Genomic DNA, 25,743 nt, shown 5'->3' on the forward strand with positions numbered 1-25,743 from the left:
ATTCCGAACTCAGTAGTGAAATGTGTTAGCGCCGATGGTAGTGTGGGAGTTCCCATGTGAGAGTAGGACATTGCTAGGCTTCTATTAAGAAAAGCCCGTTACTAATGTGACGGGCTTTTTGCTGTCTAAAATAAAATAATATAATATAAGTATAGCGCGGGTTGATTAATAGCATGTGGGACGTGTTCTCTATTATGTGAGTCCGTTCCTGCACATCCATGTGCTTACGGCGTTTGTATGTCCTATGCGTCAGTAGCACACAACTCTTTGGCAACGTTGCATTAGTGCATCGATGCGCGTCATCGCTAGGCTTCTATTAAGAAAAGGCCGTTATACTTGCCTTTATTGCCTGAAACTTTTAATGACATATAATTCATTGGGGATCGCCTAAACTAAATAGTGTGGCTTGATGATCTTCATAGGAGTATTTCAATTAATATGCATAGAGCCCAAACCATAAGTGTATTTTGTAATATATTGCTTTATAGCATATTGATGCTGCCGCTTAATTTGAAAGGTAATACGTTCGGAAATATCGAAGTAAATTATACAAATAATGGTCAGCTGGTATCAATTTATGGAAAAAAAATAGGGCCTAATTACGTATTCAATTCGAATTCCACTAATATATTACGTTTAGCGACGCTTGATTGGCCACCCTATATTAGTGAGAAACAATGTAACATGGGCTGGGTATTTCAGCTTACCGTTGCTTTGCTAGTCAGTCAAAACTATCAAGTTCAAATTCAATTTTTACCGTGGACAAGGGCAGTCAGAGCCGTTGAATTAGGAGATTACGATATTCTTTTTCCTGAATATTTTTTTGATGATACGGTATACTCGAAGCATATGAAAAATACCTTGCGTAAGGATATTATTGCTCTGTCTAATGATATTGATGGTGGCTTACTGAGCTTGATAAAGCGAAAAGGAGAAAAGGATTCTTTTGCTGGAGATTTATCTATTTTAAAAGATAATATATTCGGAGTTGTTCGAGGATATCAGAACACTCCAGAATTTGATCAAATGGTGTCTGAAGGGCAATTAAAGACAATTGAAGTACAAAATGAACTGCAATTAGTTAGAATGTTACTAGCTAAAAGAGTTGATTATATTGTTGTTGATCCAAAAGTACTCACATACGTGATTGAGCACTCTGGCTTGGAGGGTATTGAGAAGAAAAGATTGCTGTCGGGGACTGAAATGGTAGAACCAACGCTGCAGTATAATTACTTATATTATGCACTTAGCAAAAAAAAAGCCCACTGGTTAAAAATTCATGGTGATATTAACGCTGCGATAGTTAGCTTTAAACGCAGTGCAGAAATTCAGCGAATAATTAATACGGCTGAAACTTGTACAAGTAAAAACTTAAAATAACGGATTCGATCTTTTAGGATAATCACTAATTTGGCACTGTTGCCTAAGTGGTTTACTTTCTATATTCCATTTTTGAATAAAAAAGCCGTTTCTATTCTTTTTCATCTATTACAATTCCGTCTATTCTTGCTTCATTAATTAAAGATGAGCGTATAGTCGACATGCTGCCGGAAAAGCAAAACTTAAATCAAACAATGTTAGATACCAATCAATTGGCATCTTTTAAGCAAGGTATCAATGATCTTTCTCCACTTCAGTTAGCGTGGGCTAGTGGCTATTTAGCTGCAAAGGCTGAAAGTGTTACTAGTGTAGAATTACCTGCTACAACGTCTAGTGTCGCAGCTGCAACGTTGACCATCTTATACGGTTCACAAACTGGCAATGCGAAAGGTGCTGCGAAAAGCTTAGCAGCAAAAGCAAGTGCTGAAGGTTTAAACGTAGAATTGAAAAGCATGGGTGAACTTAAACCTAAAGCAATTAAAAACCTTACTCATTTACTTATTGTTGCAAGTACTAATGGCGAAGGTGAAGCGCCGGATGATGCCATTGCTCTACATGAATTTTTATCCTCTAAAAAAGCGCCTAAACTTGACCACTTGCATTACAGTGTTTTGGCACTAGGTGATACAAGCTATGAGTTCTTCTGTCAAACAGGTAAAGACTTTGATCAGTATCTAGAAAACCTCGGCGCAAAAAGAATGGCTGCGCGAGTTGATTGCGATGTTGATTATGATGCAGAAGCTGGTGCATGGTCGGTAAATGTTATTGCTCAAGCGAAAAAGTTGCTTGATGTCGATAGCCCTTCAAGCAATGTTATGCCACTAGCCACTGTAAGTAGCGTAGAAGAGAAATATACTAAGCAAGCGCCTTATACGGCAGAACTATTACTTAGTCAGAAAATAACAGGTCGCGATTCGGCTAAAGATGTACGCCATGTTGAAATTGATCTTGGTGATTCAGGTATTACTTATCAAGCAGGTGATGCGTTAGGTGTTTGGTTTGAAAACTCTTCAAATCTTGTAAATGAACTTATCACTGCATTGGGTTTAAATAGTCAAGAAATGGTGTCGGTTGTCGGTGAAAGTATTGAATTAGCAACAGCGTTACAGGCCAAGTATGAAATCACACAAACCTCAATCAACTTTGTCGAGTTTTGGGCTAAGTTGGTTGGTAGCGAAAAACTACTCGCTTTGTTAGATGATAAAACAGCATTACGTGAATATGCTGCCAATCATCAAGTTGTTGATGTTGTTAAGTCAGAGCCTTTGCCTAATGAAGTAAAACTGAGTGCACAAACATTTATTGAAGTTTTAAGAAAGATCACTCCACGATTATATTCTATAGCATCTGCTCAGAGTGAAGTTGAAGAGGAAGTTCATTTAACGGTAGGTCTAGTTCAGTATCAAGCTGGTGATGAAGTTCGCCAAGGTGGAGCATCAGGTTTTTTAGCTAACGGCAGTCAAGAAGGCAGCGAAGTTAAGGTGTTTATTGAGCACAATGATAACTTTCGTTTGCCTGCTGACAATGAAACACCTGTAATTATGATTGGCCCAGGTACTGGTGTCGCACCATTTCGCGCATTTATGCAAGAGCGTGAGGCAACGGATGCAAGCGGTGATAACTGGTTATTTTTTGGTGACCAAACTTTTACTCAAGACTTTCTTTATCAAGTTGAATGGCAAAATTATCTTAAATCAGGGTTGTTAAACAAAATTGATTTAGCATTTTCTCGCGACCAAGCTGAAAAAATATATGTGCAAGACCGTTTAAAAGAAAATGCCAGTGAAGTATTTTCCTGGTTAGAGCGTGGTGCACATATTTATGTTTGTGGTGATATGAGCCGAATGGCAAAAGATGTTGAGTCGGCGTTACTAGAAATTATTTCTGAGCAAGGCCAACTATCTCAAGAACAAGCAACTACCTATTTAAAAGATTTACGTAACGCTAAGCGTTATCAGAAGGATGTATACTAATGACTGACTTAACAAAAGAAAATCAAGCCAATGGTCCGTTAATCGTTGAAGGTAAACATGCTGATAACGAAAGACTAAAAGCAGAAAGTAATTACTTACGTGGCACTATTGTAGAAGATTTAAAAGACAATGTTACAGGTGGTTTTACTGCTGATAATTTTCAATTGATAAGAACCCATGGCATGTATCAGCAGGATGATCGCGATATTCGTAATGAGCGTACTAAGCAAAAGCTTGAGCCATTACATAACGTGATGTTACGTGCTCGTATGCCCGGTGGTATTATCACGCCAACGCAATGGTTAGCGATTGACAAATTTTCTCGTGAAAAAACCAGTTACGGCAGTATTCGCATAACGACTCGTCAAACATTTCAGTTTCATGGCGTTTTAAAGCCGAATATTAAGCTAATGCACCAAACGCTAAATGAGTACGGTATAGATTCAATTGCTACCGCTGGTGATGTTAACCGTAATGTTCTTTGTACCACTAACCCTGTTGAATCTGAACTTCATCAAGAAGCTTACGAATGGGCGAAGAAGATTAGTGAGCATCTATTACCTAAAACTCGTGCTTATGCTGAAATTTGGTTAGACGGTGAAAAAATTGAAGGTGGTACTGAAACTGGTGAGGTAGAACCTATTTTAGGACCTAATTATTTACCACGTAAATTTAAAACTACGGTTGTTATTCCTCCACAAAACGATGTTGATGTTCATGCCAATGACCTGAACTTTATTGCCATTGCCGACAATGGCAAGCTGATTGGTTTTAACGTGTTAGTAGGTGGTGGTTTAGCTATGACACATGGCGATAAATCTACCTACCCACGTAAAGCAGATGACTTTGGTTTTGTTGCCTTAGAAAATACCTTAGGCGTTGCTGCTGCGGTAGTAACAACCCAACGTGATTGGGGAAATCGTGTTAACCGTAAGAATGCGAAAACTAAATATACCATTGATAGAGTTGGTGTTGATACTTTTAAAGCTGAAGTAGAGCAACGTGCTGGTATTAAATTCTCAGAAAGTCGCCCGTATGAATTTACTGGCCGGGGTGACCGCATTGGTTGGACTGAAGGTTTTGATGGTAAGCATCACCTAGCATTGTTTATTGAGAACGGACGTCTGTTAGATAACCCTAATGCGCCATTGAAAACAGGTATGGCTGAGATTGCGAAAGTTCACAAAGGTGATTTTCGTATGACAGCAAATCAAAATATCATCATTGCGGGTATTGCAAGCGAAGATAAAGCAGATATTGAAAAGATTGCTCGTGCTCATGGCTTGATGGCTGACAACGTTTCAGTCCAGCGTAAAAACTCAATGGCTTGTGTAGCATTTCCTACTTGTCCGTTAGCGATGGCTGAAGCTGAAAGGTATTTACCGGGTTTAGTCACCGACGTTGAAGCCATTCTTGCAAAGCACGATGTAGCAGATGAAAGTATTATTTTACGTGTTACTGGTTGCCCTAATGGTTGCGGTCGCGCCATGCTAGCTGAAATAGGCTTAGTTGGTAAAGGCCCGAGCAAGTACAACATGCATTTAGGTGGTAATACTGCTGGTACTCGCGTACCTAAAATGTATAAAGAAAACCTCAATGAAGCTGATATTTTGCAAGAAATTGATAGCCTTGTTGCACGTTGGGCCTCAGAACGTAACAACGGTGAAGCATTTGGCGACTTTGTTATTCGTGTTGGCATTATTAGTGAAGTCAAAGTGAGTAAGCGAGATTTTCATGACTAATATTATTAAAGCGAGCACAGTGCCTGTGATCAATAATAAGTTTCCTGCCTCATTGCCTGAACCTTGGCTAAAGCAATGGAATGAGTTATTAGAAAAGCAGACAGCGACTCAGCGTGTTGAATGGGCAATGGAAAATTTACCTTCGCAGTTTGTTTTGTCATCGAGTTTTGGTATTCAATCTGCAGTAATGCTACATATGTTGACGAAAATAGATGCCAATATTCCGGTGTTAATTACTGATACAGGGTATTTATTTCCTGAAACTTATCAGTTTATTGAACAGCTAACTGACCGTTTGAACTTAAATTTAAAAGTGTTTAGTGCGAAAGAAAGTGCAGCATGGCAACAAGCGAAATACGGAGAAGAATGGGCAACTGATGAAACGTCTTTAAAAGCCTATAATCGACGTAACAAGGTTGAGCCATTAGAGCGTGGCTTAAGTGAGCTACAAGCAGGTACTTGGTTTTCTGGTGTTAGACGTCAGCAATCAACTCATCGTGAAAGCTTGTCTGTTGTCAGCATTCTACGTGGTCGTTTTAAAGTACATCCTATTATTGACTGGTCAAATAAAGATGTTCATCAGTACTTAACTGCGAATAACTTGCCATATCACCCCTTATGGGAAGAAGGCTATGTATCCGTTGGAGATGTTCATAGTACACGGCCATTAACTGCAGGTATGGATGAAAGTGATACACGATTTTCTGGCATGCAGAGAGAATGTGGTTTACATACCGATGGTGATGGTATTTAAATCATGAAGATGGGGAACGCACTTTTTGTGTTCCTCGTTCAGAGAATTTTAGTATTCAATGGTAAAATTTTCTGCTAGCTGTGCTTTAAAGGCTGTTAAAATATTAAGGTCAGCATTATCTGAAATCAACATTGCCAACTCAGTTCCGATTGGCGTAAATTTATAAAAGGTTAAAATACAATCTTTTTTCTTAGCAATAAAGCTTACCTGTTTACCGTTATAGTGAAATTGTATTTGTTCACTTTTCCCAAGCGAATGGCTCTCTGTTTCTTGTTCAAATAATAAATGATTATCAGCTAATACTAAAATATCTGCGTAACTCAAGCCCGCTTGATTGAGGTCGAATCGTTGTTGACGTTGTTTATTAAAAAAATTAAAAAATTTTGGTACTTGATAAGCTCCACTTATAACACGAATATTCTTCTTTCGAGAGTCAGCCACTGAGATGCTACAAGCTTTAGCAAGCAATTTAGCTTCACCTATACTCATGGTCCTGAAAGCTCGTAGCGTTTTTAGTGAAAATGAACCTGATTGCGAGACTTCTCCGGCAAGTATTTTTGCCCAAAGATCTTGCATTGTCTTATTGCTGATGCCTTCAGCTAGGTCAATAAAGCTGCTGAACCAGTCTTGGTCTACGCGTTCGGCAATGGTGTTGTCTGAACAGTATTTTATGGCATGCAATATAATAGCTTCGATATTTTGTTGCTGACGTAACTCATGTAATTTAATGCGACGAAACGACCGTTCTTCAATAGGTGCCTGCTTTTCTTCTGGGAGGAATGCACCATCAAGAGAGAATTTTTTAGCTAAGGTAAGCAATTGTTTTTGAGGTGAAGGGTTTGATGAGTTTTTTGAACTTACGTTTTCTTTTGTCGCTTGCTGCATATTTTCAGCAATAATAGGTGTACTTTTCTCGGAAGTATTTATTATAGTTTTTTTGGGCTCTACATGTGGCTGGGTCACATTATTTCCTTTAAATATTAAAAACTAGTAAACATTAATTACAATACTGCTTGAAAGTTTATTGTAGCGCAAATAAAGCTGACCTCTTTTATCTTATATTTCACCTTAACTTTACAAAGGCCAAATTTTTATCTTTAATTTATAGATCTTTTAAGATAAATTTTTTACTCGTTATTGCGTATACAGATAGAATAAATAGCTAAAAGACTGAATATGAAAATATTATTGCAACGAATTGTTGAATAATCTTTATCCTACTTTTATTATGTACCTATAGGCGATGACAATTTTTTGTGAATTGATGATCAAAAACTGCTGGTTTCTGTTTACTAGTGCATTGAGGATGATATGCAAGTTTCCGAAAATACGAACGATGATTTTTTGTTTATCGACGATAGCGACGAAGATGAAATATTAGATTCCGCTATAGGTGAAACGTGGAAAGTACTTATTGTTGATGATGATCCAGAAATACATTCTGTGACTCAACTTGCCTTATCTGATCTGGTCGTTCTTGGCCGACATTTAGAATATCTACACGCGTATTCTGGTACAGATGCTTGTAAACTTATCGAAGAAAACGAAGATATCGTTTTAGTATTGCTTGATGTTGTGATGGAAAGCGATGATGCGGGCTTAGCTGTTGTTAAACATATACGTGAACAATTAAAACGTGATGATATTCGTATTGTTTTACGAACGGGACAACCGGGTTACGCACCAGAAGAAAGCGTAATAAAAGATTATGATATTAACGATTACAAAACTAAAACGGAGCTTACTCGTAGAAAACTCGTGACAACCGTTTACGCTGCGATTCGTTCATACCAGCAAATTGATTCTGTTACGAAGAATCGAGAAGGCTTGGAACGAATTATTGGTGCGGCTGCCAACTTACTCGAGCTCCACAATGTTCATGATTATGCGTGTGGTGTTTTGGCAGAGTTTAAAAAGTTAGCTGATTCCAACTCTAGCGTCTTCTGTGCTCGTGGCCAAGGTATAGTAGAAGGAGCTGATGATTTAAGTTTATACATCTTGGGGCAATATGGGCTGTCTGATGCTAAGGTAAATCAAAAATTAGCAGCGTTAGATAACCCCGATTCGATGAGACAAATCACTAGCTGTTTTCAACAAAAGCAACATTTTTTTACAGCTACTTCGACATCATTGTATTTTGGTAGTGGGGGCTTTAGAGCCGTAATACATTTGGAACTTGCACAAGCATTGTCAGATATAGAAAAGCAGTTAATCGAAGTGTTTTTGACGAACATTGCGACAGGCTATGAAAATGTGCATTTATTTCAGAAGCTTCGTAATGCAGCTTATAAAGATTGGTTAACTGAGCTACCTAACCGTTTAGATTTTGTTAATTTACTAGATGATTTTTGTCAAAGTGATGACGATGAGTTGGTTACGGCATTAATTGATATTAATCACTTTAGTGATATAAATGACGGTCTTGGTCAAGATATCGGTAATCAGTTATTAATGGCCGTCTCAACTCGCATTCGAGCGATTAGCGAGAAAAATCAACTTGCTCGTATTGGTGCTGATGTTTTTGGTATCATTGGCCCTAAAAGTATTGTTAACCCTGAAACGTTAATGGCATTATTTAATCGACCTTTTGCTGCAGGTGAACAAAACCTCCCTATAAACGCCTGTTTTGGTTTTTGCTCAAAAATATCGGCGGGAGCTAGAGGAGTCAAAGTATTAAACCAAATTAATATAGCACTTAACTTGGCGAAAAAATCAGAACAAGATCCATTCGTATATTATCAACAAGAAATGGAAGATAAGACACTTTGGCGTTTGGGGATGATTCGACAATTACGTACAGATTTTGCCGATAACCGTCTAGCTTTGTGGTATCAACCACAGCTGAGTCTAACTACAGGGAAAATTATAGGTGCAGAAGCATTGTTGCGTTGGAAAACTGCAGAAGGAAAGTTTATCTCGCCAGCCGTATTTATTCCGTTAGCAGAATACTCTGGTCTGATTATTGATATTGGTAATTGGGTTGTTAATCAAGCGTGTTTGTTATTGAAAAAACTGACTGATAGCCAATTTGGTGATGTTAGTATTTCAGTCAACGTTTCAATTCCGCAATTTAAACGAGATAACTTTGTCGATAATATTATCAAAGCGATACAATTGAATAACGTTGATCCTAGTAAGTTAGAGTTGGAAATAACTGAAAATGTATTAATGGATGAACCACAAGTGATCATTGATGCATTAGTGCAACTAAAAGCACAAGGCATTAGTATTGCACTTGATGATTTTGGTACTGGCTTTTCATCATTAAGTTACTTGCAAAAATTACCATTAGATCGACTTAAAGTTGATCGCTCGTTTGTGAATGATATTGCAGAACCCGGAGGTTCTATAATTGCCGATACCATCATTAATTTAGGTAAACAAATGAACTTGAAAGTGATTGCTGAAGGCATTGAGCTTGTTGAACAAGAGGCTCAACTGAAAGCACTAGGCTGTGATGAAGTGCAAGGTTTTTACTACGCTAAGCCGATGCCGGCAGATGAGTTTTTTGCTTATTTAGAAAAAACTAATCGATAAAAGCTTTAATTGATAATTTACTCAACCGACAAGGCTAATACTATCGGTTGAGTTATTTCCTACTGTGCTTGTTCTAGCGCTATCTTTTCTTTAGCTCTAAACTCATTACCGATCGCTGGAGCATATGGCATTAAAAACGTCAGTAATAGCGAACAAAAAGCAAATCCAGCGCCAACATAAAATACCCATGATGAATTAATTATCCACACCATACCCAATAGTGCAGGTATCACTACGGCCGCAATATGGTTTATTGAAAAGCTAACGCCTGCGCTAGCGGCGATATCTTCTGGTAGAGCAATTTTTTGAAAGTAAGTTTTTATTGCAATGGCTAAAGCAAAAAATAAATGATCAATAACATATAATACTGCTGCAATATCCGCATTCTCGACTAAACCATAAAGAATGAATAGTATAACTAAACCAATGTACTCAAATCGTAAAACGCTACGCTCACTTACCTTCCCGATAAACTTGCCAATTTTGGCTGCAAATAGCCAATTAAAGATATAGTTTATTAGAAATAGAGCACTGACATCAGCAACACTATAAAGAAATTTTTCTACCATTAAAAAGCCTGCGAAAACGACAAATATTTGTCGACGGGCACCACTAAAAAATGTCAGTGCGTAAAAAAGCCAGTATCGTTTTCGTAAAATAAGCTTTCTTGTTTGTTCAGCCGGCTGTGGAAAGTGCGGAAATGATACTACTAAGAATAAAGTAAATAGTAAGGCAATACCGCCGAACAGCACATAGGTTGATTTGTAGCTCCAGCTAAAGTACTCCATCAATAGCCAAATACTGCTAAAGGCCAATAAAGAAGCAATAGATTTTATTGATAGCATTCGCCCTAAGAAGTGTGCGGTTTTGTCCTTATTAATCCACTGTAAGGTTAGTGATTGATTAACGGTTTCAAAATAATGAAAGCCAACGGACATAATGATGGTGGTTAAATATAAGCCTACGACGGAAGGAAAAAAGCCTGTTGCAGCAACACCTAAGCTTGTTAATCCTAAAGAAATTAATGCAAGCTTTTGCTCTTTAATAAAAAACAAAACATAAATAACAGTAAATGCAAGAAAACCAGGTACTTCTCGTAAGCTTTGCAACAGTCCTATTTCTATACCAGTAAAGTTGGCTTTTTCAACAACAAAGTTATTCAGTAATGCCATCCATACAGAAAATACCAAAGGCATAATAAATGCCATAGCGAGTAATAGATTTTCTGGTGTACGTAACTTCGAATTTAGTGGCATTTTCAATCCAGTTAAATAGAGTAATCAGACGCGCTATTGTATGTTAATTGCTTATTAAAAAATACGATGTCTAAATTTATGAAAATTTTAAGATACCTCTAAATTTTTAAAGTTGTTAGTATTAATAGTTACTCAACAGGCGTGATGGCGGAAATAATAAATGAACATTAATAAGTTAGCAGAGCAAAATTATGACTGGGTTGAACGTATGGGGTGGCATAATAAAACAACCTTAGAGGCATTAGCATTAGTTGCCTCTGAAGTTGGTGAGGCTATCAATGAATGTCGCGGTGAAGAACCGACAGAAGATTTTGCTGAAGAGCTAGCCGATATTGTGCTTCGAGTCTTAGATATAGCACATTGGCAAGGCATAGATATGGAAAAAGTATTACTAGCTAAAATGTTGAAAAATAAACAACGTGGCACACGAGGGCGTGCTAAGTAATTATCCAGCTTGCTTAAATAATTTCAATTAAATTATACTTTTTAAGTTCATTGTTGGTAATTATAAGTCCATAACTTTGACTATTATTGTAATCATGGGTTCCATTGGCAGTATTTATAAAGTACATGCCTGCTAGTTTTTTCAATGGAAGTAGCGGTACTTTCCAATGCTCTTCTATTCAAAAAGCTTTTATAAGCAATCTATTAATTTATAGCGGCTTACAGTCCAATATTTATTAATGTAGAATCTTAGCCAATTTTTTAACTGGTTAATCAATGCATTGTTAGTAATTGGCATAGTTTATACTACTATTGAAGTATCTTAACTTCGTTGGGGAAGTAATGTTTAATTCTAAAAAGAAATTTTCAGATTTGATGGCTAAATGTAGTATTTTATTTTCATTGTGTAATTCACCTTTTATATATGCTGAAACTGTTAGTGTTTGGGGGGAGTATCATCCGCCGCTAAATGGCATGCCAGGCGACAGTAACCCAGGCTTTATGATAGAGATTGCGAGCTCTATTCTTAAGAAAAATGGTCATACAATCAATTATATTTTAGGACCAAGAGCACGCGGCGTGCAAATGGTAAGATCTGGTGAAATTGATTGCGTTGTCAATGCTAAGATTAAAGATCACAGCTTCCTTGCCTTTCCTGATGAGCCATGGGGATATCACGCTGCCACTCTCTTTGCATTACCAACATCAAAATTTCAATACCAAGACATAGCGCAATTAAAAGAAACCAAATTAGGTGCAATAGCTGATATGCGATATGACAACGGTCAATTGGATGATTACCTAAAGAGAAAAAATCAAAATATATCATTTTCATATGGTAGTAAGGCTATGTACAGTCAAGTAAAAAAATTAGTGAGCGGTAGAACCGACTTGTTAGTATCTTGCCCACTACTAATGCGAGGGCAACTTGAGTCCATGAACTTCCCAGTTGAGACCGTGAAGATAGTTGGTGAGGTTAAACCGTTTGTTGGAATGTATTTCGCCTGTGGAAATAAGAAAAAAATAACAAGAAATATGATAGAGGCTATCAATGTGGCAATACCAGTAATGAGAAAAAATGGTGAACTCAAGTCAATTTTGGACAAGTATGGCCAGATTGATTGGGTTGATATACATAATTCACTAACGCTAAATCAGTAAGTGTAAGTGATTATTTGATAATTGAATATACACAATCTTTTTATTGTTCCTTATATTTCCTCTTATTAATTATCAGCTTTATATACTATTTTTAATGTAAAATAATATTAATACACTTAATTAAAACGCCCGTTTAAAAAAATTTGCTTTCCCATTCCTTTCAAGGCAAACTCATTGGCACTTTATTTCTTTTACTTGTTATTTTTAAGTAATTGGTAAACTAAATATTCACCCGCTTGGTAGTAGTCTATGATTACGTATTACCAGTCAATCGACCCACAAAAAGTCAGGAGAGTAGGCATGTTATTTCAAGGCAAGAGCCTTTCTGCCCAATTGTTAGATGATGGCATCGTTGAATTTAAGTTTGACGCGCAAGGTTCAGTTAACAAGTTTGATCAGGCAACATTTAAAGAGTACATCGCTGTTGTTGACGCGATTAACAATTGCAGTGAAGCAAAAGGGGTATTAGTTACTTCTGGTAAGTCTTCTTTCATCGTTGGTGCTGATATCACCGAATTCTTAGAAATGTTTAAACTACCTGAAGAGGAACTTATTCCTTGGATCAAAGGTGGTTCTGATGTATTTGATTCTTTTGAAGATATTAATTTACCGACAATTGTTGCCATTAATGGTTTTGCACTCGGCGGTGGGTGTGAAATGGCCTTAGCGTGTGACTATCGTATAGCTGATATAAGTTGTTCCATTGGTTTACCAGAAGTTAAACTCGGCTTAATGCCCGGTTTTGGTGGTACAGTACGATTACCTCGTGTTATTGGTGCTGATAATGCCATTGAGTGGATGTCGACAGGTAAAGCACATAAGGCTGAACAAGCTATGGCTGTAGGCCTACTTGATGCAGTTGTTGCACCTGAACACCTGCGTGAAGCGGCACTTAAAATGTTGAATCAAGCAATTGCTGGCAAACTAGATTGGCGTGCAAAACGTCAACCTAAGTTAGAAGCGTTAAAATTATCGCCAGTTGAAACAATTATGACCTTTAATACTTGTAAAGGCATGATCGCGGCAAAAGCGGGTAAACATTACCCTGCACCAATGGCAACAGTAAAAACTATTGAAGCAGCAGCAGGCTTAGATCGTACTGGCGCAATGGCATTAGAAAATGCAGGTTTTGCTAAATTAGCGAAAACTGATGCAGCTACCGCACAAATTGGCCTATTTATGGCTGATCAAGTGGTTAAAGGCAAAGCGAAAAAAGCCGGTAAACAAGCCACTAAAGCCATTAACAAAGCAGCAGTATTGGGTGCAGGTATTATGGGCGGTGGTATTGCATACCAGTCGGCTTACAAAGGCACGCCAATTATCATGAAAGACATTAATGACCAAGCGCTTGATTTAGGCTTAACAACGGCTGCAGGTATTCTTAGCAAGCAAGTTGAACGTGGTCGTATGAACGCTAAAAAAATGGCGGGCGTGTTAAATAACATCACACCATCACTAAGCTACGACAGCGTTAAAGATGTTGATATTGTTGTAGAAGCTGTTGTAGAAAACCCGAAAATTAAAGCCATGGTATTGGCAGAAGTTGAAAGCCATGTTGCTGATGACGCTATTGTTACGTCAAATACGTCAACCATTTCAATTGATTTACTGGCAGAAAGCGTAAAACGCAAAGATAAATTTTGTGGCATGCATTTCTTCAACCCAGTAAACAAAATGCCGTTAGTAGAAGTTATTCGTGGTAAAGAAACCTCTGATGAAACCGTTGCAGCTGTTGTTGCATATGCTGCGAAAATGGGTAAATCACCTATCGTAGTTAACGATTGTCCAGGTTTCTATATTAACCGTGTTTTATTCCCTTACTTTGCCGGCTTTAGCCAGTTAGTGCTTGAAGGTGCTGACTTTACTGCCGTTGATAAAGTAATGGAAAAACAATTTGGCTGGCCAATGGGCCCTGCATACTTACTTGATGTTGTTGGTATTGATACGGCTGACCATTGTACTGGTGTTATGTCGGCAGGTTTCCCAACCCGTATGACTAAAATTGCTAATGACCCTGTTAGTGCTTTATATGCCAATGAGCGTTTTGGTCAGAAAAACGGTAAAGGTTTCTATGACTACGGTAAAGATAAGCGTGGTCGTCCAACGAAAGTGGCTGCACAAGCTGCTTATGACTTGTTTTCAGTTAAAAGCAAAGAGTTTAGCCAAGACGAAACTATTGCTCGCTTGATGATCCCTATGGTCAATGAAGTTATTCGTTGTTTAGAAGAAGGTGTAGTCGATACTGCAGCTGAAGCCGATATGGGCTTAATTTACGGCTTAGGTTTCCCTCCATTTAGAGGTGGCCCGATTCGTTACTTAGAAACACTAGGCTTAGATAACTTCATTGCGATGGCTGATAAATACGCTCACTTAGGCGAAATCTATCAAGTGACTGACGGACTTCGCGAAATGGCGAAATCTGGCAAATCTTATTTTACAACAGACGTTAAAACAGCTTAGGCGCAGGAGAAAATCATGAAAGAAGTCGTTATTGTCGATTGCATCCGTACCCCAATGGGGCGCTCAAAAGCCGGTGTTTTTCGTAATGTTCGTGCTGAAACTTTATCAGCACACTTAATGCAACAATTGTTAGTTAGAAACCCAAATTTAGATCCGGCATTAATTGAAGATATTATTTGGGGTAATGTTAAGCAAACTAAAGAGCAAGGTTTCAATATTGCTCGTAACGCCCAATTGTTGACTGATATTCCAAAGTCTACAGGTGCTGTTACCGTTAACCGTTTATGTGGTTCTTCAATGCAAGCACTACATGACGCTACAACCAATATCATGGCCGGCCAAGGCGATGTGTTTATGGTTGGTGGTGTTGAACACATGGGTCATGTACCTATGATGTATGATGTTGATTTTGACCCAGCACTAAGCAAACATATTTCACGCGCTGCTGGCAACATGGGCTTAACGGCTGAATTATTAGGTATGCAACACGGTGTTACTCGTGCAGAACAAGACGCGTTTGGCGCTCGTTCTCACCAATTAGCACATAAAGCTATGCTTGAAGGTCGTTGGGCAAATGAAATTGTGCCAACATTAGGTCATGACGCAATGGGCGCGTTAACACTTATCGAGCATGATGAAGTTATTCGTCCTGAAACTACCGTTGAAAGCTTATCGGGTTTACGCCCAGTGTTTGATCCTGTAAACGGCACGGTAACTGCGGGTACTTCTTCTGCACTTTCTGATGGCGCTTCTGCAATGTTAGTAATGTCGGCAGAAAAAGCGAAAGAAATGGGCTTAACACCACGCGTTAAAATTCGCGGTATGGGTGTTGCAGGTTGTGATCCATCAACCATGGGCTTTGGTCCAGTTCCTGCCACTAAGAAAGCATTAAAACGTGCTGGCTTAACGTTAGCAGATATTGAATTGGCTGAGTTTAACGAAGCATTTGCTGCACAAGCGTTGTCATGTGTACGTTCATTAGGTTTAGAAGACAAGATGGATGACATGATTAACCTGAACGGTGGCGCTATTGCACTAGGTCATCCACTAGGTTGTTCAGGTAGTCGTATTTCTGGCACCTTGATTAACTTAATGGAAGCACAAGACGCTAACATTGGTTTAGCAACTATGTGTATTGGCTTAGGTCAAGGTATCGCAACAGTATTTGAAAGAGTGTAATTTTATCAGGCACTTTTGATAATAAGTTGAGTTAACTTTTTGTTAGTTATCTTTTGAAAGCCCAACTTTGGTTGGGCTTTTTTGTTTTTTCTTTAATAAACATGCTTAACATTCGATAAGTTCAATATTTAAAAAGCTCAATCTTTACGGTTAAGGAAAGGCTTTAGTCGTGACAAGCCTTGCGTAATTTGGTCTTCACTTTGACCTGCAAATCCGAGCCTAATAAATTTATTTTCGTCATTTTTCGACTCTAAATGAAAAGCCTTTTCAGCTAATAAGAAGATGTTATTTTCTTGTGCTGATTTTGCTATTTCTTCTGCATTACCACCAACATTTACCCATAACGTCATTCCACCAGGAGGCACGGTAAAATCGAGTTCTATGCCTTCTGCTATAAAACTGTTTAGTGTTTCCACCATACATTGTCGTCTTTTTTGATAAATACGTGTCGCTTTTCTTAAGTGGCGTTCAAATGCGCCATCTTTCATCCACCGAGCAACGGCATCTTGTAATACCACGTTGGCTTTATGATTGATCATTGTTCGATAGTTGACAATGTGTGCGGCAAGCGATTGGTCTACCGCAATAATACCCAAACGCATTCCAGGGAACATAATTTTAGAAAAGCTTGATAAATATATAACTCGCCCGGCAGGATCATTAGCCGCCATAGGGGCTAATGGCTGGCTGTCATAATGAAATTCGTGATCGTAATCGTCTTCAATAATCGGCACATTATATTGCTGTGCTAGCTGATAAACCTTTATTCGCTGCGCTGCGGGTAGTGTGGTGGTCGTAGGGTATTGATGAAGCGGAGTTAAATAGAGCAGGCGAAGTTTATGTTGCTTAAATAATTGCTCAAGGTGTTCAACATCAATACCTTCTTTTGTTTGTTTAACACCGATAAGTTCAGCGCCGGCATTTTTTAATGCGTTCCAAGCCGGGCGATAACCTAAACTTTCTACCGCAACCTTGTCGCCTGCTTTTAACAAAATTTGTGAAATAATGTATAGCGCTTCTTGGCTGCCATTAACGACAATTATTTCTTTATTAGCAATTGCTCTTACTCGACGTAAATATGTACTAACTTCAGTAATAAAGGCAGGAAAACCATTGTTATTGCCGTAGTTTAACTCATTAATCTGTGGGCGGCTCATTGCTTCATTTACGTAGCTTCTAAATTCATTAAAAGGGAACAATGAAATATCAGGGTTACCGCCAGCGAAGTTAAATTGGTAATCGCTAGCTTGGCGCTGCAAGTTATTATTTTCAGTTTTTACTAACCGCCACTGATGTTTATTGCTGACATCATTAAGGTTTTCATTACTTTTTAGTGAAAGATAAATTGGTAGTGTTTGCGCTACGGAATAACCTTGCCTTTCTTTGGTTTCAACCCAGCCCTGTGCTTCTAACTCATGGTAAGCCGACATAACTGTATGGCGATTAACTGATAGTTGTGCCGCTAAAGTGCGAGCTGAAGGTAACTTTTCACCAGTAGAAGCATTGCCATTCTTAATGGCCTGTCGAATTGCATTAGCGATTTTTAAATACAACTTCTCTGCGCTCTCTTCTAAAGTTAGATTCAGTATCTGCATTGTTACAACTCTTTGGTATAGGTAATTTATTTAAACTGGTTGTTTTGTTTATACCATAAAAGGAGAGAATACCAATCATCACTTTTAAATAGAGCAAGTTATGTTTAACCCCCAAGCTACTACGTTGAGCACCAATAAAGTCACGTTACGGCCATTAACACTTGAACACTTAGATGATTTTTATCGTGCCGGCGCTTTTCCAGAGGTTTGGCGTTGGTCTTTACCTGATAAATGTACGTCTAAAGCAACAGCTAAGAATTGGTTGAATTATTCACAAGAAATGGCTGATAAAGGTGAACATGTACCTTTTGCTATTTTTGATGATGAAAGTGGAGAGTTGGTAGGGAGTACACGTTACTGTTCAATTATGCGCGAGGATAGAAGTTTAGAAATAGGTTTTACCTTTATTACCCCTAAATACCAGCGTAGCCATATTAATACTCACGCTAAATATTGCTTATTAAAGCATGCTTTTGAAGAGCTTGGTGCGATAAGAGTTGAGTTTAAAGCTCATGAGAAAAATGAAAAGTCACGCAATGCGATAGCAAGGCTAGGTGCAACATATGAAGGCCTGCTTCGTCATCAACGTATTTTGTCTGATGGTACTTTTCGCAACACCGCTATTTTTTCAATTATTGCTAGCGAATGGACAGCTATAAAGTCAGCGCTAGAAGCAAAAATGTAAAGCACAGGCACGTTAAGAAAAGCAGTAAAGGCGTTATTATGTATATACCAAATAAATTTAAACAAAGTGATGCGGCGGCATTAAAAACATTGATGGTTGATTATCCTTTTGCAACGCTTATTGGCACCTCTGAATTAGGATTAGAAGTGAATCATATACCACTAATGTTTAAGCAAGTAGATGGTAAAGACAAATTACAGGGACATATTGCTAAAGCGAATCCACTATGGAAAAGCATTGCTGACAAAGCTGAAGTGTTGGTCGTGTTTAACGGACCTAATTGTTATATATCACCTAATTTTTACCCAACTAAAATGGCCACGGGCAAGGCTGTGCCAACATGGAACTATGTTGCTGTGCATGTAAAAGGGCATATATCGTTTGTTCATGACAATACATGGAACCTCAATTTACTCGACAGATTAACGACTCATCATGAGGCTTTACAGCCCAAGCCTTGGTCTATTGAAGACGCGCCAAAACAATACATAGCAAAAATGCTACCTGCTGTCGTCGGTATTGACATTGATATTACCTCGATAACAGGGAAGTGGAAGGTGAGTCAAAATCAACCGACTATTAACAAACAGGGAATTTTTAATGCATTATCAGGTGAAAACGAAAGTCATGCACTAAAAATAGCTGAATTTCTTAAAAGTTACATGGAAGAAACGACGTAAATTGCTGAGTTTATCGCACTGGTCACTGCGTTATTTATCATTTCGCTTAGCAGTAGTTTCATTTTAATAAATAATTTATTTAGCTGAGTATTAAAGACAAGGCATTGCTAATGTATTTTAATCGCTTATCGTATTATTTATCCCAAATATTTTTATCTTTTTTCAATTTATATAGGAGATGAACACTCGAAAGTATCATCACTAGACCACAGAAAGCCCAAATATAGTCGCCATCTTGAAAGCCCATAAATAGGCTTGAGATACCAATAAGAAAAATAAATAACTGACTAAACATTTCAAACTTCCTTTTCTAAAAAAAGTGGTATAATGCGCAGAACGCTTTAATGGGCAGATAAATCAGCATTTTCTTGTACGCACTATTTACCCGTGTGCTTTTTCAAAGATTGGTCAAGCGCCTTTTGTTGCCTTGCTTTTTCGCTTTTACATCTGTTTTTTTCGTATTCATAAGGATGGTTGCAATTATTGTCGGCCCCTAATCCAATAATTAAGCTTTTCTCTTTTTCCTTACATTTCATCTCTTGGGCAGGTTCCATATTTATACATGAAGATTCTTTTTTACTGGTAGCAGAATCTTTGTAATCTTCAGTGCTATAAGTAGTGCATCCACTTAGTAAACTAAAAACTACTGCTAAGAGTATTAAACTATGCTTGAGACTCATGTTTGAACCTTGTTGTGTATGCGACCCAAATAAAGGCTGATAATTGCCCTGTGTGACAATATTTCAATATTAAATCCTTGTTTATTTGACCACTGATAAAGTTTGCAGAAATAGATCCCGTTACTGTCGATTTATTTTACCGACTACTTTTTTTTTGCAATAAATGTTTTATTGACAATACGCCATTCATTTTTACGTTTGTACATTACAAGGTAGTCAATGTAATGTGTTTTTGGCGTATCAAAATCAAGTTTTACCATCGCCATTTTGTCATCTACTATATCAAGAGAAAGAATATTTGCTACCCACTTTTCTTTAGTTGCTTTTTTAAAGTATCCAGAAAATTCTTTCAATGAAACAGTTCTAATGGTTTCACTTTTGGTTTCTTTGTTTACTGTAATCATTTTCACATGACCAAACTCTAGATCAAATGCTTTTGATAAAAGCTTTTGATCTCCATTTGCGGCCCCATTAAAATAGTTATAGGCCGTTTCCATCACCGCTTGATATTCCTTACTTGTTACAGCTTCAGCATAGCTAAACGATGATAAAAAAAAGGTAAAGGTCGCAATAATTATTGAAAGTTTTTTTATTTTATTCATATTGTTTGTATTTCTCGAATAGGTTAAAAATTTAATTTTTCTTGAGACTCTATTTGATACACAAATAGGAAATAAGTAAATAATTGCAATTGTTACAATTTATGAGTGTACAACTATCAGGTGAGTTGATGTTGTTAAGGAAAAGTGTCAATTCTAGGCTACTAACTTAACATTTTTTTAAGGAACGAATCATTGTTAAATTTAATTGTTCTAAATTTAAGCTATTCTTCGTTATCGTGATCAATATTGATGTATTTTCTTATTATCTCTATTTGCAAAACGGATAATGGAGAATTCAACATGGCACTGATTACCATGAATTTTTTTAATGAATAAGAAAAATAGGCAGTTTTACTAAACTAATCGACACTATGATTGCTATTGAAGGTGAAGATATGGGGCCTGTCACTTGAGCAAAAATTGAAGAGGTGTCTGAAGGGCAATAGGGATGTCAGGAACATCGATCACAGCAACTATGGTATGTGAAATGCGAGTAGGCTAAAAGCTGAACTTGCTGCAATATAATTAAGCGAGACAGTAGCTCGCTTAATTATATTCTAATGGTTTTCCATTCGATAAAGCACGACATCTAAATCGCCTAATTGAGAGTCTGAGTGAATATAAGATTTAATATATTCCATGCCCATTCTCTTCATCACGCCAACCGAACCATCATTGCCATGCATAGCAACAGCGCTAAAAAATTTGTTTTCTGGCAACTTAGCTAATACTTGATGAATTTTTATTGCTGCTTCAGAGGCATAGCCTTTTCCCCAAGTTGATTGCAAGAAACGCCAACCTAATTCAATATCATTCCAAATAGGCTTGTCAGAGAAAAAGTCCATTGGCCTCACTAAAATCCAGCCAATGTCTTGTTGGCTTTCGGTAATGGTTACTTTCCAAAGACCCCAACCTTTATCGACATTTTTATAGGCATTATGCCGAGGGATAAATTTCTCATTGATATCTTCTCGTGTTGTCATGGTACCGCCATTAATGTAGCGCATTACTTCAGGGTCTTGGTCGAGTTGAAATAAAAACTCGCTATCACTTTCGTCAATGAGCTGGTAACTAAGGCGGGCTGAATTCATTATTTTCATGTTTAACTCCATTGGCGGAAATTATTTAAAGTATTGAACATGCTAGCATTAATGATCGTGATTAACGATGAAATTATAAATATTGCAGTGAAGTTGGCGACTAAGTATAAGTTATACTTAAGTCGCGCTTAATGAGTGAATTTTCTCAATAACATTTAATTGCTGCGATGTTCGAAGCTATATTTTACTTCTGGCACTAACGTCGCGGAGTTATCTTGTGGCGTAGTGAAGTATTCAACCGTGAGCTTGTCGGTTTTATTATCTACGGTTACGTGGGCAAAGCCCCAAGTGAAGCTTTTAGACCATAACAATCGATATTGAGGATACTTTAATGCTTGCTGCTCAGCAAATGGTGTATGTTTACCGCGCATTTTTGAGGCAGCGCCACTGATAATTAACGGCAGTGGTGAGTTGTTTTGAGCTTCGGGATATAAAGAGCAATTGTCGGTTAATAACTCTAAATCATGCTCATGCCCTGCAATATAAGCATCGGCATATTGGCATAGTGTTGGCATTATAAGCTTTCTTAGCACATGGCCTTCGCTATATTTAGTACCACCAATTGACCATAAAATATGATGGCCATAAACAATTTTCCATTTTGCTGTCGATTCAGCCAAGCCTTGTTGTAGCCATGTTAACTGTGTTTTGTCTTCATTATTCACCGGGCCTTCATGTGGGTCGTGTTTTTCTAATTCGGCGTGGCCACTGGCCATTGCTTCAGTAATATTTCCTTCGCTGCCATCGGCGTTTAATGGTACTTCATAGAATGTTTGTCCTGATAACAGCATGTTGCTATCAATAACAAAAAACTCGATATCGTTACCGGGCGTACCTTTTTTGTAGCTATAGTAGCCTTTTTCGCCCATGTGGAAGTTTTTTTGCTTTGCCATCCATTGACGTTGCAGTGCGACACCTTTTCTTGAGGTTTTCCAGTCATGATTGCCCAAAGCTGAATACACCATAAGCTCTGGCTCTTCTATAAATAAAGGTGTTAGCGGTTTAAGGATAAGATCGTTCATACGCTTTTGATCGTCCTTACCGTCATTGGCATCCGCGCCATCAGGGTAAATGTTATCGCCTAGCTGGATAGCTAAATCACATGCTCGTTGTTGGCATAAACTCGCCATTGCATGGCCTACTGCAGCAGCGCCACCTTGCTCTGTCGCAATAGTCGTTCCTGGATAAACATAAATAGGTGCATGTTCAAATTCAGCAAGTGGTCGATGATCTTCGAGCCAATCTTGTTTTTCTTTGGCAATCAACTGTGCTTTATTACGTGGGTGCTTGATGTGCTTCGCTTTTGGGTAATCAGTATGGTAGCCACCATCACCAAAAGCTAAAAAGCTAATTTTACTTGCCAATAGTTCAGCGTTATTTTTTATTGGCTTATCAGCGCTTTGGCAAGCAGTAAGGAACAGTAAGCAGGTTAGGGTAAATGCAGTGTTTAGTTTTTTCATAGTTTTATTTTTTAAAAAGACATTTGATGGTGATTTCTTATCACGTTATTTGCTATAAAGTTGTTTGCTATAAAACAGTACCTGAAGTCGTCTTCATATTATCGTGACGACTTCATCACTGTTGTATATTCGTGGCTGAGCTTTTGAGCTTAGCGACTTTTTATAAAGAATTAATCGTAAAACCTAACTCAAATGAAGCGCCGTATTCTTCATACTGGTAATTGTAATTAGTACTTCCGTGATAAAGGTATAGTGGCTCGTCGGTTAAGTTAACCGCGTTAAAGTAAATTTGCATGCTATCGTCAACGTAGTATTTTGCCGAAAAATCCAATTGGTTATGACTGTCTTCATAGACGCTAATTTTGTTGTCGATAGACTGAAAGCTTTCACTTTTAAATGTCGTACTTAAACGGGCACTAAATTTGTTATTTTCAAAGCCTAGCATTAAGTTGGCTACGGTATCGGCTTGGTTAGGTAGCTTATCGTCTGTATTAACGAATGTACCATTAGCACCAACAAAAATGCCTGAGTTAAAGTTTTTAGTCCAAGAAAGTTCGATACCGGTCAATGACGCCGAGCCTGCATTGGTGGCTTGAATAACTTCCTTGTATCCATCCCATTGACCGTTGTCTTGCACTTGTGATTTAACAATATAATTATCAATGTTTTTATAAAATAGTCCGGCTGAAATCACGCCGATATGACCAGGGTAATATTCAAGCGATAAATCAATATTGTCAGATTCATAAGGTGCTAAATCAGGGTTACCTACTTCTGCTTTACGTTCCGTTTCAATAACGCCATTGTCTTCAGACACCTCACTTTCTATCACTTGATATGCAGCTGAGTCTCCGAAGCTTGGGCGTGCGATAGTTTGGGTAAAAGCAAAACGCGCAATTAATTTGTCTGACGCTGAATATTTTACGTTTAAACTAGGTAGCAGGTGATGATAGTTTTTATTGACTTGCCATGGCGAAATGACAACTTGTTCATTATCATTATCATTCACTTCATCTGCTATCAGTTCAACGCGATTACCTTGTGTTTCGAAGCGAGTCTCTTCATATCGAAGGCCGGTAATAATACGCCATTTATTAATATCTAGGGTGATCATTGCGTATGCTGAACTGACATCTTCTTCACTTTTAAATGAATTGCCTTTGCTGTCGATTGTCGACTTTAATTGGTCAACTTCAAACTCAGCACGATTTGCTAGTACATAGGATTTCAAAGAACCTTGTTGCATACCTGGACCAAAATCCCCTAAGTTGTAATTAGGTACTGAGCTTGCAAGTTGTTGTGCACTTATATCGTCGAAACCACCGTTATAAATAGTCGCGTTGGCGTCGTTTAACTTCTCTCTTGCTTGATGTTTAAAACCAAACTGAAATTGGGCATTGTTATTCTGCCAAACGAAATCACGCGTAAAATCAACTTTGATGCTAAGTTCTTTGTCTTCTGCTAGGTTATTTTCGTAGGCAACTTCATCCATAGCAAAGTTATTTAAGTCATGCGCTGCTGCTGACTGTGTTAACTGAGGAATATTACCTGTGCTGTTATAGCCTAGGGCTAAATCTTCACCAACGAAGGTAACATCAAGGCGGTTTGGCTCTTTCTCACTTGATTTTGAGTAACCTAGATCATATTCAACTAACCAAGTGTCGAGTTGATTTTCACCACCGAGTACCAAGGAAAGGATCTCTTGTTGTTCAAACCTGTCTTTCGTATCACGTTCCATTTCAGCATCTGAAAATTGTGCTGAATTTTCATTATAAGTACTTAAATCAATGACGCCCTTGTCAAACTTATATTGATTTCGCAGGCGGAATTCATCATCAGAAAATTTACTGTATAAGGTTCTGAAATAGTATTTGTCAGTACTTGAGGTGTGTAGATCAAAATTTAGCGCTGCGCCAAAGCGTTCACGCGTTATTTCGTAAGAACGTTGCTCTATTTCTTCAGCAGAGAATATGTCGACATCATCACCGGTTGCGGCGTCTTCGTATTCAAATTCCGCCCAGCCGCCATCTGTTTCAACATTGTGAGAGCCGAACTTTCGTTCAAACCAAGATACTGCCCCAGCAACACCAAGTTGTGCACCTGAAGATAAGTCGAAAATATCGGTATAGCTACCTGATAATTTTGGGCTGGTATCTTCCATTAACTCATTATATGAACCTTGAACGGTAGCGCTATAGCTTCGTCCTTGACGATCGAAGGCACTTAAGCTTTTTACCTCAATCGAGCCACCTACGGCGTTAGCGTCCATATCAGGCGTTACTGTTTTACTGACCTCCAAACTTTGAATAAGCTCAGATGGAATAACATCTAAAGCAACACTGCGCTTACCTGATTCTGGTGATGGCACGTTAACACCATTAATAGTGACATTGTTTAGATTGGGATCGATACCGCGAATAGCGACGAAACGGCCTTCACCTTGATCACGCTGAATTGATAAGCCGGGTAAACGTTGCAATGCTTCGGCGGCATTTTGATCCGGTGATTGACCGATAGTGTCAGCGCTGACAATCGACATTAAATTATCAGCATTTTTTTGGCGATTGATTGCGCCAGCTTGTCCGGCACGTTGGCCATAAACAATAATATTGTCCATGGCTGCTGCTTCGCCACCAATAATAAACTTCTGATCTTGTTTGGTTGCTGCGGTGACTGAAATTTTCTTAGTGATGGTAGGCACGCCAAGGTAAGAAATTTCTATGGTGTAGTCACCGTCAGGCAGTTGTGCAAAACGGAAAGAGCCATCACGGGCTGAAATCGTGGTAAGTTCAAGTTCTTTAATATGAACTTTTGCCCCTTCGAAATAAACGGTATTTGATGCATCAGTGATGCGGCCGCCGAAATCAGTATCTTTTGCCATAATACCGGAACTAAAAATTGCGGTGCTGCAAGCGATTGCAATGGCCGAACGTTGAAAAACTTGCCAGGAACTCGTTTTAATCATATTAAATACTCGGTTTTTTATTATTTATTTGTACAAAAATAGAGGTTAGGTTAAGCCATGATTTATTGGCTGTAGAAGCTACAGGCTTTA

20 protein-coding genes and 1 rRNA gene are annotated in these 25,743 nt (G+C 38.2%); 12 read left to right on the forward strand and 9 right to left on the reverse strand.

Annotated features, from left to right (window positions below; genetic code table 11):
* The 5 genes from rrf to B7C41_RS09695 form a co-directional block, all read left to right on the forward strand.
* Positions 1-79 (forward strand): 5S ribosomal RNA (gene rrf / locus B7C41_RS20750); the annotation flags it as partial.
* Between the two features lie 359 nt (positions 80-438).
* Complete coding sequence (locus B7C41_RS09680; RefSeq protein WP_085298736.1) at positions 439-1,380, forward strand: substrate-binding periplasmic protein; 942 nt, start codon at positions 439-441, stop codon at positions 1,378-1,380.
* A 161-nt stretch (positions 1,381-1,541) separates the two neighbouring features.
* Entirely contained in the window at positions 1,542-3,353 is a 1,812-nt protein-coding gene (locus B7C41_RS09685; protein WP_085298737.1) for an assimilatory sulfite reductase (NADPH) flavoprotein subunit, read from the forward strand.
* Complete coding sequence (cysI, locus tag B7C41_RS09690) at positions 3,353-5,095, forward strand: assimilatory sulfite reductase (NADPH) hemoprotein subunit (RefSeq protein WP_085298738.1); 1,743 nt, start codon at positions 3,353-3,355, stop codon at positions 5,093-5,095. The genes B7C41_RS09685 and cysI overlap by 1 nt, the downstream gene beginning before the upstream one ends.
* Positions 5,088-5,849 carry a phosphoadenylyl-sulfate reductase gene (locus tag B7C41_RS09695; protein ID WP_085298739.1) on the forward strand — a complete coding sequence of 254 codons (762 nt, stop codon included), beginning with the start codon at positions 5,088-5,090 and terminating at the stop codon, positions 5,847-5,849. Before cysI ends, B7C41_RS09695 begins: the two co-directional genes overlap by 8 nt.
* Positions 5,850-5,897: 48 nt before the next feature.
* Here B7C41_RS09695 and B7C41_RS09700 read toward each other — a convergent pair whose 3' ends face one another.
* Complete coding sequence (locus B7C41_RS09700) at positions 5,898-6,812, reverse strand: TIGR03899 family protein (protein WP_143764368.1); 915 nt, start codon at positions 6,810-6,812, stop codon at positions 5,898-5,900.
* Positions 6,813-7,160: 348 nt separating this feature from the next.
* On the opposite strand from B7C41_RS09700, the gene B7C41_RS09705 reads away from it, so the two are divergent.
* Positions 7,161-9,386 carry a bifunctional diguanylate cyclase/phosphodiesterase gene (locus B7C41_RS09705; protein WP_085298740.1) on the forward strand — a complete coding sequence of 742 codons (2,226 nt, stop codon included), beginning with the start codon at positions 7,161-7,163 and terminating at the stop codon, positions 9,384-9,386.
* 59 nt (positions 9,387-9,445) lie between these two features.
* On the opposite strand, the gene B7C41_RS09710 is transcribed toward B7C41_RS09705, so the two are convergent.
* Complete coding sequence (locus B7C41_RS09710) at positions 9,446-10,642, reverse strand: MFS transporter (protein WP_085298741.1); 1,197 nt, start codon at positions 10,640-10,642, stop codon at positions 9,446-9,448.
* 160 nt (positions 10,643-10,802) lie between these two features.
* On the opposite strand from B7C41_RS09710, the gene B7C41_RS09715 reads away from it, so the two are divergent.
* From B7C41_RS09715 to fadA, 4 genes are all read left to right on the forward strand, one after another.
* On the forward strand, positions 10,803-11,087 hold the full coding sequence (locus tag B7C41_RS09715; RefSeq protein WP_085298742.1) for a MazG nucleotide pyrophosphohydrolase domain-containing protein: 285 nt from the start codon (positions 10,803-10,805) through the stop codon (positions 11,085-11,087).
* 341 nt (positions 11,088-11,428) lie between these two features.
* Complete coding sequence (locus B7C41_RS09720; RefSeq protein ID WP_085298743.1) at positions 11,429-12,247, forward strand: substrate-binding periplasmic protein; 819 nt, start codon at positions 11,429-11,431, stop codon at positions 12,245-12,247.
* Positions 12,248-12,547: 300 nt separating this feature from the next.
* On the forward strand, positions 12,548-14,707 hold the full coding sequence (gene fadB, locus B7C41_RS09725; RefSeq protein WP_085298744.1) for a fatty acid oxidation complex subunit alpha FadB: 2,160 nt from the start codon (positions 12,548-12,550) through the stop codon (positions 14,705-14,707).
* A gap of 15 nt (positions 14,708-14,722) precedes the next feature.
* The gene (fadA, locus tag B7C41_RS09730; RefSeq protein WP_085298745.1) at positions 14,723-15,886 is read left to right on the forward strand and encodes an acetyl-CoA C-acyltransferase FadA; all 1,164 of its coding nucleotides are present in this window, start codon (positions 14,723-14,725) and stop codon (positions 15,884-15,886) included.
* A 137-nt stretch (positions 15,887-16,023) separates the two neighbouring features.
* Here fadA and pdxR read toward each other — a convergent pair whose 3' ends face one another.
* Entirely contained in the window at positions 16,024-17,481 is a 1,458-nt protein-coding gene (gene pdxR, locus B7C41_RS09735; protein ID WP_085298746.1) for a MocR-like pyridoxine biosynthesis transcription factor PdxR, read from the reverse strand.
* A gap of 100 nt (positions 17,482-17,581) precedes the next feature.
* Between pdxR and B7C41_RS09740 the strand changes: the two genes are divergently transcribed.
* Together B7C41_RS09740 and B7C41_RS09745 are read left to right on the forward strand one after the other, a co-directional pair.
* Positions 17,582-18,166, forward strand: a complete 585-nt coding sequence (locus B7C41_RS09740; protein ID WP_085298747.1) for a GNAT family N-acetyltransferase — start codon at positions 17,582-17,584, stop codon at positions 18,164-18,166.
* A gap of 38 nt (positions 18,167-18,204) precedes the next feature.
* On the forward strand, positions 18,205-18,846 hold the full coding sequence (locus B7C41_RS09745) for an FMN-binding negative transcriptional regulator (RefSeq protein WP_085298748.1): 642 nt from the start codon (positions 18,205-18,207) through the stop codon (positions 18,844-18,846).
* A 133-nt stretch (positions 18,847-18,979) separates the two neighbouring features.
* Here the strand turns inward: B7C41_RS09745 and B7C41_RS20230 are convergent, their stop codons facing one another.
* The 6 genes from B7C41_RS20230 to B7C41_RS09770 form a co-directional block, all read right to left on the reverse strand.
* Positions 18,980-19,141: a hypothetical protein gene (locus tag B7C41_RS20230; protein ID WP_169712437.1), complete on the reverse strand. Its 162-nt coding sequence runs from the start codon at positions 19,139-19,141 to the stop codon at positions 18,980-18,982.
* Positions 19,142-19,223: 82 nt separating this feature from the next.
* Positions 19,224-19,526: a hypothetical protein gene (locus tag B7C41_RS09750; RefSeq protein ID WP_085298749.1), complete on the reverse strand. Its 303-nt coding sequence runs from the start codon at positions 19,524-19,526 to the stop codon at positions 19,224-19,226.
* 143 nt (positions 19,527-19,669) lie between these two features.
* Positions 19,670-20,128, reverse strand: coding sequence for a nuclear transport factor 2 family protein (locus B7C41_RS09755; RefSeq protein WP_085298750.1), 459 nt, complete (start codon positions 20,126-20,128; stop codon positions 19,670-19,672).
* Positions 20,129-20,685: 557 nt separating this feature from the next.
* A complete protein-coding gene (locus B7C41_RS09760) occupies positions 20,686-21,228 on the reverse strand; it encodes a GNAT family N-acetyltransferase (RefSeq protein WP_085298751.1) in 543 nt (180 codons plus the stop codon).
* A gap of 155 nt (positions 21,229-21,383) precedes the next feature.
* Positions 21,384-22,688, reverse strand: coding sequence for a metallophosphoesterase (locus B7C41_RS09765; protein WP_085298752.1), 1,305 nt, complete (start codon positions 22,686-22,688; stop codon positions 21,384-21,386).
* Positions 22,689-22,848: 160 nt separating this feature from the next.
* Positions 22,849-25,653, reverse strand: coding sequence for a TonB-dependent receptor (locus B7C41_RS09770; protein ID WP_085298753.1), 2,805 nt, complete (start codon positions 25,651-25,653; stop codon positions 22,849-22,851).
* Between the last annotated feature and the right edge of the window lie 90 nt (positions 25,654-25,743).

Origin of the sequence: Cognaticolwellia mytili (assembly GCF_002104475.1) — a bacterium.
Lineage (GTDB): Bacteria > Pseudomonadota > Gammaproteobacteria > Enterobacterales > Alteromonadaceae > Cognaticolwellia > Cognaticolwellia mytili.